Annotated in this window: 12 protein-coding genes; 7 read left to right on the top strand and 5 right to left on the bottom strand. The window is 65.2% G+C overall.

Going from position 1 to position 12,476, the window contains the following annotated elements; translation table 11 throughout:
- The first annotated feature begins 234 nt into the window (after positions 1-234).
- On the top strand, positions 235-1,194 hold the full coding sequence (locus tag HHL14_RS04275; protein ID WP_169496341.1) for a peptidoglycan DD-metalloendopeptidase family protein: 960 nt from the start codon (positions 235-237) through the stop codon (positions 1,192-1,194).
- Between the two features lie 468 nt (positions 1,195-1,662).
- On the opposite strand, the gene HHL14_RS04270 is transcribed toward HHL14_RS04275, so the two are convergent.
- Entirely contained in the window at positions 1,663-2,061 is a 399-nt protein-coding gene (locus tag HHL14_RS04270; RefSeq protein WP_169496340.1) for a hypothetical protein, read from the bottom strand.
- A 459-nt stretch (positions 2,062-2,520) separates the two neighbouring features.
- Here HHL14_RS04270 and HHL14_RS04265 point away from each other — a divergent pair, with 459 nt between their 5' ends.
- Genes HHL14_RS04265 through HHL14_RS04255 form a run of 3 tightly spaced genes read left to right on the top strand, consistent with a single transcriptional unit; the run spans position 2,521 to position 6,608 of the window.
- Entirely contained in the window at positions 2,521-2,976 is a 456-nt protein-coding gene (locus tag HHL14_RS04265; RefSeq protein WP_169496339.1) for a (2Fe-2S)-binding protein, read from the top strand.
- Position 2,977: 1 nt separating this feature from the next.
- Positions 2,978-5,230: a xanthine dehydrogenase family protein molybdopterin-binding subunit gene (locus tag HHL14_RS04260; protein ID WP_169496338.1), complete on the top strand. Its 2,253-nt coding sequence runs from the start codon at positions 2,978-2,980 to the stop codon at positions 5,228-5,230.
- A 16-nt stretch (positions 5,231-5,246) separates the two neighbouring features.
- Positions 5,247-6,608 (top strand): c-type cytochrome, encoded by a 1,362-nt coding sequence (locus tag HHL14_RS04255; RefSeq protein ID WP_169496337.1) that lies wholly within the window; start codon positions 5,247-5,249, stop codon positions 6,606-6,608.
- Positions 6,609-6,721: 113 nt separating this feature from the next.
- On the opposite strand, the gene HHL14_RS04250 is transcribed toward HHL14_RS04255, so the two are convergent.
- The 3 genes from HHL14_RS04250 to HHL14_RS04240 all read right to left on the bottom strand — a co-directional run bounded on the left by HHL14_RS04250 (position 6,722) and on the right by HHL14_RS04240 (position 9,056).
- Positions 6,722-7,378, bottom strand: a complete 657-nt coding sequence (locus HHL14_RS04250) for an amino acid ABC transporter permease (protein WP_169496336.1) — start codon at positions 7,376-7,378, stop codon at positions 6,722-6,724.
- Between the two features lie 2 nt (positions 7,379-7,380).
- Positions 7,381-8,157, bottom strand: a complete 777-nt coding sequence (locus HHL14_RS04245) for an amino acid ABC transporter permease (protein ID WP_169496335.1) — start codon at positions 8,155-8,157, stop codon at positions 7,381-7,383.
- A gap of 62 nt (positions 8,158-8,219) precedes the next feature.
- Complete coding sequence (locus HHL14_RS04240) at positions 8,220-9,056, bottom strand: transporter substrate-binding domain-containing protein (protein WP_169496334.1); 837 nt, start codon at positions 9,054-9,056, stop codon at positions 8,220-8,222.
- Between the two features lie 532 nt (positions 9,057-9,588).
- Between HHL14_RS04240 and HHL14_RS04235 the strand changes: the two genes are divergently transcribed.
- Positions 9,589-10,482, top strand: a complete 894-nt coding sequence (locus HHL14_RS04235) for a LysR substrate-binding domain-containing protein (protein WP_169496333.1) — start codon at positions 9,589-9,591, stop codon at positions 10,480-10,482.
- 260 nt (positions 10,483-10,742) lie between these two features.
- Here the strand turns inward: HHL14_RS04235 and HHL14_RS04230 are convergent, their stop codons facing one another.
- A complete protein-coding gene (locus tag HHL14_RS04230; RefSeq protein ID WP_169496332.1) occupies positions 10,743-11,111 on the bottom strand; it encodes a BON domain-containing protein in 369 nt (122 codons plus the stop codon).
- A gap of 437 nt (positions 11,112-11,548) precedes the next feature.
- Here HHL14_RS04230 and HHL14_RS04225 point away from each other — a divergent pair, with 437 nt between their 5' ends.
- Both HHL14_RS04225 and HHL14_RS04220 read left to right on the top strand, forming a co-directional pair.
- On the top strand, positions 11,549-12,178 hold the full coding sequence (locus HHL14_RS04225; RefSeq protein WP_169496331.1) for a DNA-3-methyladenine glycosylase: 630 nt from the start codon (positions 11,549-11,551) through the stop codon (positions 12,176-12,178).
- Entirely contained in the window at positions 12,175-12,408 is a 234-nt protein-coding gene (locus HHL14_RS04220; protein ID WP_169496330.1) for a hypothetical protein, read from the top strand. Before HHL14_RS04225 ends, HHL14_RS04220 begins: the two co-directional genes overlap by 4 nt.
- Positions 12,409-12,476: the final 68 nt, after the last annotated feature.

The raw sequence follows: 12,476 nt of genomic DNA, 5'->3' as shown, positions 1-12,476 counted from the left end.
CTTTTCGCCGACGTTGTCAGGTTGTTGTGCCGTTTTAATGCACGGGACAGCGAACCTCGACGCGCTACGCGAAAGACCGGAGAGGGGTCGCCCGGGTAACGGATGAGCGGGATGAGCGCCATACAAGGTGGCCTCGCCGTGTCGTGGGAACGCTCGCGCGGCGCAAGACCGCGCACGGGACCCGCGACATCGCGGCATCCGGCTCGCGCATCCATAAAGCAGGAGTCGAACAGCATGAGAAAACGTTTCGACAGAACGATAGTGGCCAGTGTCGCCGGCGTGTGGGTGGCGTTGGCGGTGAGCGGTTGTGCGAACGTCGGGCAGCAGAACGCGCAGAACGGCGCGGCCTCCGCGTCGGCGGCATCCGGCGCGATGGCGGCGAATGGGGCAAATGCGGCGGCCGGCGTCGGCCCGATGGCGAACGCCGCGCCGTTGACGATGGACACCGACGACACCGCGTCGCTGAAGAAAGCGCCGCCGCTCGTTTATCGCGTCAGGCGCGGCGACACGCTCGCGCGCGTCGCGCAGCATCATCACTGCAGCGTCAAGCAGTTGCAGGCATGGAACGGGCTGAAGGCATCGGCGCGGCTGAAGCCGGGGCAGGTGCTGCACGTCGCGTCGCCGGAAACGGTGCGGGCAGTCAGGCAGGCGAATGCGGCGGCGGCAGCAGCGAAGGCGCAAGCCGCCACGCAGGTGTCGGCGCAGCTTGCGACGCAAACCGCAACACAAGCCTCAACACAAACCTCGACGCAATCCACAACACCAGTTGCCGATGCCGCCGAGACTCGTCAGGTCACGCAGGAAACCCGCCGGCATGCGAGCAGCGTGACACTCGCATGGCCCGCGACAGGCAGCGTCGTCGAAGCGTTCCAGCCGGGCGAAACGCGCGGCATCGAGATCGGCGGCAAGGCGGGCGATCCGGTGCGCGCCGCGGCCGACGGCAAGGTGATGTACGCGGGCACCGGACTCAATAGCTACGGCAGCCTGATCATCGTGCAGCACAACAAGGACTTTCTGACCGCGTACTCGCATAACCGCAAGCTGCTGGTCAAGATGGGCGACGTCGTGCGCAGGGGACAGCAGATCGCCGAGATGGGCGACGAAAGCAACTCGCGCGTATCCGTCGGTTTCGAGTTGCGGCGCGACGGCAAGCCGGTCGATCCGATGCCGTATCTGTCGCAAGGGCGCGGTTGAGTGGAGCGCTGTCAGGTCCGCATCGATTCGGCTGTCGATCCCGCGCCGCGGCGGCAAGCACTCGCGGCGCGCTTTTCGTGCGGCGCGATGTAAGCCGCGCAATATCGTGCAATGACGCGCGACGGCGAAAACCTCGCGCACACGCATCCCGCAAAAGCTCACCTCAGTTTTATTCAGCAAAGCCAGGTAATTGGATCGAAGCATGCATCCGCATGTTCGTCCGAACGATTGGGACCTGACGTCGCGCACCCATATTCTTACGAATCTGCTACGAAGCCCCTTCAAACAGGGGCTATTCGTGTCGTCGCGACGAAGTAAAACGGACGGCTCACCGCGCCTTTATCGACCGTACGCGATAAAGCGCTCGCCGATCGACCGCACATCCAGAACCCGCAACCGCTATTCAACGGTGAGAACATACGGGAGCACGAGCATAAGCACGAGCGCGATAAGCCAGCGCAATCGCACCTACGTCGCCTGCACGCCGCGCAGCAGTCGCGCCACTTCGCCGTGGTAATGCAGGATCGCCGGATCGGCCTGCAACAGCGGCAGATAACGCGGCAGGAAACTGTTGTTCGGCTGATCGGCCGAAAACAGGCCGACCACACCCTCGGCGGTCGCGCGACGATCGGCGGGCTCGGCTTCGGTGTCGTCGAGAATTTCGTCGACGCTCGCAATCACCGTCGACAGCGGCGTGAGCCAGCGAAACCCCGAGCCGTTGATCAGCACCTGCAGGAACGCCGCCGGCGTCACCGGGCCGAACTCCTTTTCATACGCCACGCGTTCGTGATCGAGAATCGCCTTGTGCAGCGCGAGCAACGGTCGGCGAATATCGGATAGGAATTGAGTGCATTGCGGGTCGTTCATCGACGGCTCCTGCGGTTGAAGTGATTCGACGCGCTCGCGCATCGCAACATGATGAAGCGCCATCTGCAGCAACATGGCGCCATGCGATGCCCGGCGCGCGTCCATCACGCTGACGGGGGGATGCGTCGATGGTAACGCATCGATTCGCCGCGCGTTTCATCGCGTTGCGATGCATGGAATATATCGCCCGTCGCGGCGGGATTCGCGCTTGCGAGCAGCATCGATTCATGCGATGCGCATCGTGTCCCGCGCGCAACCGAACGGCCGTGCGGCTCCGGAGCGAACTTTTTTCGCGACGACTACAATCATCCGGTTTGCTAGCGACGTCCGTCGTCTTTCAGGCCGCCTTGCAGCGCGCATTAGCGCGACCGGCCGAACAAAGGCGCCAGATTTGCGTGGTCTGGTGCGACGCCGTGATCCAAACCGTGGACCCACAATAACAGCCCCCCGGAGCCGCTCATGACAACCTTCAATATCAACGGCGAAACCCATACCGTCGATGCGCCACCCGACATGCCCCTGCTGTGGGTGCTGCGCGATCTCGTCGGCCTGACTGGCACCAAGTTCGGTTGCGGTATCGCGCAGTGCGGCGCCTGCACCGTGCATCTCGATGGCGTCGCGGTGCGCTCGTGCGTATTCCCTGCGGCGGCGGTCGGCGACAGAAAAATCGTTACGATCGAAGCGGTCGGCGCGACGCCCACCGGTCAGAAAGTGCAGCAGGCCTGGCGCGAACTCGACGTCGTGCAATGCGGCTACTGTCAGTCCGGGCAGGTGATGTCGGCGGCTTCGCTGCTCGCGCGCAATCCGAATCCGAGCGACGCCGACATCGACGCCGCGATGGCCGGCAACATCTGCCGCTGTGGCACTTACCATCGCATCCGCGCGGCCATCAAGCACGCCGCGAAGGGGGCCTGACATGTCCCAGGGATTGCTCGATGCACAGAACGGCGCGCAGCCGTCGGATGCCAACCCCCGGTCCGCTCGCGGCATATCGCGACGCGGTTTCCTCAAATTCGGCGTGACGGTCGGCGCCGCGGCCGGCGGCGGTCTGCTGCTCGGCTTCAGCGTGCCGGCCGCGAGCCAGGATCAGAAGGCGGGCAAGAGCGTGATCGGCGGCGATGCGAACGAGGCGCCGCAAAGCGGCGTGTTCGCGCCGAACGCGTTCATCCAGATCGACACCACGGGCAAGGTCACGCTGGTGATCCCGAAGGTCGAGATGGGCCAGGGCGTCTACACGTCGATTCCGATGCTGATCGCCGAAGAGCTCGAAGTGCCGCTCGACACGGTCACGCTCGATCACGCGCCGCCCAACGAAAAGCTCTTCAAGGACCCGCTGCTCGGTGGTCAACTGACCGGCGGCTCGACCTCGATCCGCTTCGCGTGGGAGCCGATGCGCCGCGCCGGCGCGACCGCGCGCGTGATGCTCGTCAACGCGGCCGCGCAGCAATGGCAGGTCGACCCGGCCAGTTGCCACGCGCAGGCCGGGCAGGTGATTCACGCGGCCAGCAATCGCAGCGCGAGCTACGGTCAGCTCGCGCAGGCCGCCGCCGGGTTGCCGGTGCCGCAGAACGTGCCGCTGAAGGACCCGAAGGACTTCAAGCTGATCGGCACGCCGGCCAAGCGTCTCGATTCGCCGGAGAAGGTCGACGGCACCGCGCTGTTCGGTCTCGACGTGCGGTTGCCCGGCATGGTCTACGCGGCGATCGCCAATTGCCCGGTGTTCGGCGGCACGCTCGCGAGCGTCGACGACACGCATGCGAAGACGATTCCGGGCGTGCGCGAAATCATCAAACTCGACAACGCGGTCGCGGTGATCGGCGATCACACGTGGGCCGCGAAGCGCGGGCTGCAGGCGCTCGACGTCAAGTGGAACGAGGGCGCGGGCGCACAGGTGTCGATGCAGCGGATCGTCGACGATCTGGCCGCCGCGTCGAAGCACAACGGCGCGGTCGCGCGCAAGGAAGGCGACGTCGGCCGCGCGTTCGGCGATGCGAAGACGCGCGTCGACGCGGTCTATCAGCAGCCGTTCCTCGCACACGCGACGATGGAGCCGGTCAACGCCACGGTGCACGTGCGCGCCGACGCGTGCGAAATCTGGCTCGGCTCGCAGGTGCCGACGCGCGTCGTCGATGCGGCGGTCGCGCTCACCGGTCTGCCGGCCGACAGGATCATCGTGCACAACCATCTGATCGGCGGCGGGTTCGGTCGACGGCTCGAAACCGACATGGTCACGCAGGCCGTGAAGGTCGCCAAACAGGTGAGCACGCCGGTCAAGGTGGTGTGGACGCGCGAGGAAGACATCCAGCACGACATGTACAGGCCGTACTACTACGACACGATCTCGGCGGGGCTCGACGCGAACGGCAAACCGGTGGCGTGGCAGCATCGCATCGCCGGTTCGTCGATCATGGCGCGCTTCGCGCCGCCCGCGTTCCAGCACGGGCTCGATCCGGACGCGGTGGAAGTCGCCGCCGATCTGCCGTACGACCTGCCGAATCAGCTGGTCGACTATGTGCGGGTCGAGCCGCACGCGGTGCCGACCGCGTTCTGGCGCGGCGTCGGCCCGACGCGCGGCACCTTCGTGGTCGAGAGCTTCATCGACGAACTGGCCACGCATGCGAAGATCGATCCGGTCCAATACCGCCGCGGCCTGCTCGGCAAATCGCCGCGCGCGCTGAACGTGCTGAACGTGGCGGTGCAGGCGAGCGATTGGGGCAAGCCGTTGCCGAAGGGACAGGGGCGCGGCGTGTCGGTGATGCACGCGTTCGGCAGCTTCTTCGCGATCGTGCTGGAAGTCGCGGTCGAGCAGGGCGAGGTGACGGTCAAGCGGGTGAACTGCGCGGTCGATTGCGGGATGTACGTGAACCCGAACACGATCGAGGCGCAGGTGCAGGGCGGCATCATCTTCGGTATCACGGCGGCGCTCTATAGCGAGATCACGATCAAGGACGGCCGGGTCGAGCAGAACAACTTCACCGACTACCGGATGCTGCGGCTGAACCAGACGCCGCCGATCGACGTGCATCTGGTGAAGAGCGGCGAAGCGCCCGGCGGCATCGGCGAACCGGGCACAGCTGCGCTCGCGCCCGCGTTGACCAACGCGATCTACGCGGCCACCGGTACGCGGCTGCGGCAGTTGCCGGTCGGCCGTCAACTGCACAGCGCGTGACGCAAGGGAGCCCGATATGAATATCACTCTGAAGGGTTTCGGCGCGTTGCCGCGTACCGCATTGCGTGCCGCGTTGCCGTTGTTTGGATCCGCCACGGCGGTCGCGGCGGTTGCTGCGGTTGCGGCGGTCACACTCGTCGCGCCGGCACCGGCTCATGCCGCCGCCAGTTCGGCGGCCGATCCGGCGCTCGTGCAGCGCGGCGCCTATCTCGCGCAGCTCGGCGATTGCGCGGCCTGCCACACCGCGCCGAAAGGCAAGCCGTTCGCCGGCGGTCTGCCGATGAACACGCCGATGGGCCGCATCTACACGACCAACATCACGCCCGACACGCAGACCGGCATCGGCGGCTACACGGAAGCGGACTTCGCGCGGGCGTTGCGCGAGGGCGTCGCGAAAGACGGCCACAACCTGTATCCGGCGATGCCGTATCCGTCCTACGCGAAGGTCAACGACGCCGACGTGAAAGCGCTCTACGCGTTCTTCATGCACGGCGTCGACCCGGTGCAGCAGGCCAATCGCGAGACGGACATCAAGTGGCCACTGAACATGCGCTGGCCGCTCAAGTTCTGGAACATGGCGTTCCTCGACAAGACCGCGTATCGCGACAAGCCGGGCAAGGACGCCGCGTGGAATCGCGGCGCGTACCTGGCGCAGGGGCTCGGCCACTGCGGCTCGTGCCACACGCCGCGCGGCGTCGCGTTTCAGGAAAGCGCGCTCGACGAAAGCGGCAGCGCGTTCCTGAGCGGCGCGCTGCTCGACGGTTGGTTCGCGTCGAACCTGACCGGCGAGCACAACGCGGGTCTGGGCCGCTGGAGCGACGAGGATCTGCGCGCGTTCCTGAAGACCGGCGCGAATCGCCATGCGTCGGCGTTCGGCTCGATGACGAGCGTGATCAACAACAGCACGCAGCATATGAGCGACGCCGACGTCGCGGCGGTTTCGGCCTATCTGAAGTCGTTGGCGCCGGCGGGCGGCAACGGCGCGTCGCCTTATACGTACGATCCGCAGGCGACCAAAGTCTCGCTCGATCGTCCCGCGAACGATGCCGGCGCGCGCGTCTACACCGCGTATTGCATGCATTGTCACGGTGTCGACGGACGCGGTTTCGCGCCGATGCTCGCGCCGCTCGCCGGCAATCCGAACCTGCTCGCGAAGGATCCGTCGTCGCTGATCAACGTGACGCTGAACGGCACCGAGGATCTGGTGATCAACGGCGTGCCGTCGCCGTTCCCGATGCCGGGCTTCGCGGCCGTGCTCGACGACCAGCAGATCGCCGACGTGCTGAGCTTCGTGCGCGCGGGCTGGAACAACGGCGCGCCGGCGGTGGGCGCGGCGGAGGTCGCGAAGCTGAGGCAGTCGACGCGGGCCGCGCGGTAACTCTCTCCGCCAACCTGCGTCGAAACGCAAAAGCGGCAACCCTGCGATGCGCACGGTTGCCGCTTTTTCTTATCCGGGCTACGAAGGCAATCTCGCCAGACCGCCGCCGCCCTTCAACGATGCTGCCCGACCTTCTGCCGCTTCTCCAGCACCCGCGCATACCACGTCAGCGGGAAGCACATCGCGAAGTAGATCATCGCGACCATGCCGTAAATCGGAAACGGCCGGAACGCGGCGTTCGTGATCATCGTGCCGGTCTTCGTCAGTTCGGTGAAGCCGATGATCGACGCGAGCGCGGTGCTCTTGACGACCTGTACCAGAAAACCGATCGTCGGCGCGACGGCGATCTTCAGCGCCTGCGGCCAAATGATGTAGCGCAACTGCTGAGCGAACGTCATGCCGAGACTCGCGCCCGCCGCCCACTGGCCGCGCGGCACTGCCTCGACGCAGCCGCGCCAGATGTCGACCAGATACGCGCTCGTATAGAGCGTCAGCGTGACCGCGGCCGCGGTCCACGGCGACACGTCGACGCCGAGCAATGGCAGGCCGAAGAAGGTGAGAAACAGCTGCATCAGCAGCGGCGTGCCCTGAAACACCTCGACGTACAGCACGACGATGCGCCGCAGCCACGCGATCGGCGACACGCGCAGCGCAAGCAGAACGAGTCCGACGAGGCCGCCGCCGACGAACGCGATCGCCGACAGCAGCACGGTCCAGCGCGCGGCGAGCAGCAGATTGAGGGCAATGTCCCACAGCGTGAATTCGACCATGATCAGCGCTCCGTCGGCAGGGTACGCGCGCCGCGCCACAGCAGGCGACTGCGCCAGTTGCGCGGCAGGCGATCGCTGCCGCTGTCGTTGTTGTTGCCGCTGCCCTGGCCGCGAGCCGCGCGGCCCGCGAACAGACCGCGACCGAAGCGGTTCAGCAATTGCCGCAGCACGATCGACATCAGCAGATAGGTCGCGGTGATGATCAGGTAGCTCTCGAACGAGCGGAAGTTACGCGACTGGATGAAGTTCGCCGCGTAGGTCAGGTCGGGCACCGAGATCTGCGATACCACGGCCGAGCCGAGCATCACGATCAGCACCTGGCCGAGCAGCGCCGGAAACACGTTGGCGAGCGCCTGCGGCAGCACTACGTGGCGGAATATCTGGCGCCCGTGCAGACCGAGCGCCTGCGCGGCCTGCAACTGGCCGCGCGGAATCGAATCGATGCCGGCGCGCACGATCTCGATTGCGTACGCGCCGAGATTGACGGTCATCGCGAGAATTGCGGCCTGCACTTCGTCGATATGAATGCCGAGGCTCGGCAGGCCGAAGAACACGAAGAACAACTGCAGCAGAAACGGCGTATTGCGGATCAGCTCGACGTAACCCGCGACCAGCCAGCGCGCCCACTTCGGCCCGGCCGCCGCGACGCTCGCGCCGGCGATGCCGACGAGTCCGCCGAGCAGCGTCGAAACGGCCGTGAGCCCGAGGGTCACGGCGGCGCCGCGCACGAGCATGTCCGCATAAAGGCCGAAGCCGCTGAAATCGAACGCGTAAGTCATGGCTTCGTGCTCATCGTGGGATCGGGTTGCCGCGTGGTCGTTGGCGGTTCACGCAGGCCGTGTCAAAGATCGGCCGGCAGCGGGGCGCGCAGCCACTTCTGCGAGATCGCGTTCATCGTGCCGTCCTTGCGGGCCTTGGCAATCGTTTCGTCGACCTTTGCTTTCAGGCGCGGCTCGTTCTTGTTCAGGCCGACGTGATCGGGCGAGCTGAACAGCGAGAACTTCTGCTCCGGATCGTTGGCCGGGTGGCGCGCGAGAATCGTCGCGCCGACGTCGTTGCCGACCACCATCAACTGTACCTGACCAGAAAGGAACGCCGAAATTGCGCCGTTCGGATCGTCGAAACGTTTGATGTTCGCGGATGGCGGCGCGATTTTCGTCACGCTCAGGTCCTCGAGCGTGCCGCGCGCGACCGAGATCGACTTGCCGGCGAGGTCGGCGGCGTTCTTCACCGGCAGCGACTTCGGGCCGAACACCGTGAGGGAGTACGGCGCGTACGGCTGCGAGAAGTCGATCACTTTTTCGCGTTCGGGCGTCTGGCCGACCGACAGCAGCATGTCGGTTTTGTGGTCGGCGAGGTAGGCCATGCGGTTGTCGCCGGTGACCGGTACGAGTTCGACCTTCGCGTTCAGCGCCTTGCCGATCAGGTTCGCGACGTCGATGTCGTAGCCGACCGGCTTCATGTCCGGGCCGATCGAGCCGAACGGCGGGTAGTCCTCGAACACGCCGATGCGCACCGTGCCCGACTTCGCGATGTTGTCGAGCGCGTCCGCATGCGCGCTCGACGGCAGCGCGCACAACGCGCCGAGCGCGCTCATCGCGAGCGTCGCGGCGAGCGTGGCGAACACGCGACGCGGGCGGGCGCCACGGGTCGGTTGGAGAGCGGGGCGCTGGTTCATGATCTCTTCCTCTGTCGAAAAGCGTCGTTATTCAAGTGGCTGAAGCGAAGTGGCTGAAGCGGCCTGGGGCCGAGGCGATGCCGGGCGGCGAATGCGCGTCGATGCACTGTAGGTTTGCCAAAATCCCGCAACAATCGAAATATGCGCATGGGCCGCATGACATATGCTCATGGCTCGGGGCTCGTGGAAGCGGCGGTGCAGGTTTGGAGGGCGCGCCAGGAAGCTTGAGAGAGAAGCTGATACGGGTTAACGCCCATCTTTCGACGGTCGAGCCGACGAGGGCCGAGCCATGAGAAAAGCTCGGTTCTGGTGCGACGGGCAGCGTTTTTCTGCACCGTGCTGGTGCGATGCCGGCGCAACGGGCGCGTTTCCCCGCACGTCATGAGCCGAATGCATGCGATCCCGGCGACGACCCCCTTCGTGCGGATGCCGTCGATCGCGTATCCTGTCGTTCCCAATGGGTAAAGCGGTCGTGGTGGCCACGGGCGCCGCCACGACCGCGCAATGATTTTTTCTGATCCTGGATATGCCGATGCGACGCCTTCCGCCGCTCAACGCGCTGCAGATTTTCGAGACCGTCGCGCGTCATCGCAGCTTCACGCGTGCCGCCGACCACCTGTGCCTGACGCAAGGCGCGGTCAGCCGGCAGATCATCGCGCTCGAAGACTACTATCAGTTTCCGCTGTTCAAGCGTCACGCGAAGGGGCTGACGCTAACCGCCGAAGGCGAAATGCTGCTGCCGGTCGTCAAGGAAAGCTTCGGGTGCATCGAGGAAATGTCGCTGCGGCTGACCCGGCAGCGCACCGATCTCGCGCTCAAGGTGCCGACCTGCGTGATGCGCTGGATGCTGCCGAAGATCATGCGCTTCCAGTCCGAATATCCCGACCTGCACGTGCAGATCACGACGACCTCGCAGCACGACGTCGACTTTCAGAGCGAGCCGTTCGACGCCGCGATCATCTACGGTTCGTCGCCCGGGGCCGATGTGCAGGCGGTGTCGCTGTTCGAGGAACATCTGACGCCGGTCTGCACGCCCGAGCTGCTGAAGGACAAGCCGCTCGCCCAGGTGGCCGACCTCGCGCGCCATACGCTGCTGCATCCGACGCGCGATCATCGCGACTGGAAAATGTGGCTCGCGAAAGCGGCGGAAACGGATGCGGCGGGCGCCGGCGCGATCGACGCGGAGCTCGGCCCGAGCTTCGATACGCTCGACATGGCGACCAACGCCGCGGCGCAGGGCTTCGGCGTCGCGATCAGCGATCTCGCCTTGATCGACGAAGATGTGGCCGCGCGGCGTCTCGTGCGGCCGTTCGAGACGGTGCTGAAGACCGGCGGGCGTTACTACTTCGTGTATCCGGATGCGGTCGCGCAGCAGCAGAAACTGAATCTGTTCCGCGACTGGATCGTCGAGCATTGGGAAGAGTGAGGCGGCGGGCGGGGTTACTGCGGGGATTGCGGTGGGGCTGAACGCTGAGTGGGGCTGAGGGGAAGCTGGCCGGAGCGGGCGCTTGTGCGTATCGCAGTCCCGAAGACGTGGTCCCTGAAGGGCTGAAAATCGCGGCTTAAGGGTGTTCGAACTATCGCCCGGATGCCACGTGTGAATCGAACGATTCGTGGAATCGTAAACTCGCGCCGATGCGTTGCTCCCGGCATCGGCGCCAGTGTGCTGCGTTACTGCAACTTCAATTACTGACCGATTGCGCGGATCGTCAGCGCGTTGCGCACCGACGTGACGCCCGGCACGCCTTGGGCGGCCGTCGTCGCGAGTTCGATCTGCGCTGCTTCCGGCACCGAGCCGGCCAGCGTGATCGCGCCGTCGCGTGCGCGCACGGTGATGTTGCCGACCGTCAGGCCCTTGGTGCGTGCGAGCACGCCGCGAACCTTGCGCGACAGTGCGCGGTTGGCCGCACGGTTCTGCTTGGCCGTTTGCTTGGCGGTCGGTGCCGATGCCGCAGCGGCTGCGGGCGCTGCGGCCGAAGCTGCGTCGTTCTGCGCGTAAGCGTTGAGGGACGCGAGCACGACGAGCGCGCCGCCGATCATCTTGATTGCTTTCATTCAACTTCTCCTGTTGTCGTAGGTACGTCTGTCCCCAGGCGGGGACGCTAGTTACACCAGCGGGTACAGCGGGATTCGATCTGAATGGAACAGGTACAGCAGCCGTGCGAATATTTTTTGGCCGGAATGCCGTCCGGGGTTGCGCTCGACGCGCGGGTCCGGACGTGCAAACGGCCGTGTAGCCGGCCGGAGACACACAATATAACAATTAGTGCCACGTTGATGTGGTGGGCGTAGAAAATGAGGCGTCGGTACAACGCATAGGCCGCTCTGGCGATGGTATCGGCGTGCGAGTGTGAGGGGCGCGTGGTGGGGGCGAGATGTTCGGCGCCGCGTCGCGCACTGGACCGTTGACCGATGTTGGTCTCATGCTTGACGGCCTCGGTGCTTTCAGCTCAGTGCTTTCCGGCTTCCTCTGTTTCAGGACATCCCAACGCATGCGAAACGAACCGCTTCCGATCCGTCTTCTGCGCCGCGACGATCTGCCGATCGATACCGTCGAACTCGCGCGCTTCATGGTCGGTAAATACCTCGTGCACGATCTGCCCGAAGGGCGCATCAGCGGACGCATCGTCGAGACCGAGGCGTATCCGCTCGGCGATTCGACGAGCCATGCGTACCTGGGCCGCCGTCCGTACAACGGCTCGATGTTTCTTGCGCGTGGCCATGCATATGTGCGCCTGACCTATGGCGTGTCGTACATGCTGAACATGTCGTCCGAAGCGGAGGAGGTCGGCGCCGGCATTCTGCTGCGCGCGATCGAGCCGCTCGAAGGCCTGGCGCTGATGGAAGCGCGTCGCCCCGGCGTGCCGCTGCGCGATCTCGCGCGCGGACCCGGCCGGTTGACGGTGGCGTTCGGCATCGGTCAATCGTTCGACGGCCGCGACCTCTGTACCGGCCGCGGATTGTGGATCGGCGCGATCGAAGCCGGCGACGCACCGATCGGCGTGACGACGCGTATCGGGCTATCGCGCGAAATGGATCGGCCGTTGCGATTTTTCGAGCCGGGCAGCGCGTTCGTCAGCGGGCCGCGCAAGCTGTTGCTGATGCCGCGCGCGGACGCATGAAAGCACGGGCGCGCACGCACGTCGATTTCTGCCGCTGGCGCGCTTATCGTGGCAAAACTTTCTCAGATCAGATGTATTGCGGAAACATCAGACGCAAGACTTATGAAGCCAACAATTGTTACCGCGAAATCGATGCATCGAAAATCGATCCGCGCGAATCGCTGTGCATTATTGCGATGAGAACAATTATCTATCTCGAAATTAAGGTTTTTCCCTTGGGGATCGGCTGACTAGACTGAATCCAATCGCTCCACACCAGAGTGGCTCGCGATGCACATAAAACCAGATTGGAGGTAAG

The sequence above is a fragment of the Paraburkholderia antibiotica genome (assembly GCF_012927125.1).
GTDB lineage: Bacteria > Pseudomonadota > Gammaproteobacteria > Burkholderiales > Burkholderiaceae > Paraburkholderia > Paraburkholderia antibiotica.
This window is presented reverse-complemented; position numbering and strand designations above follow the sequence as displayed.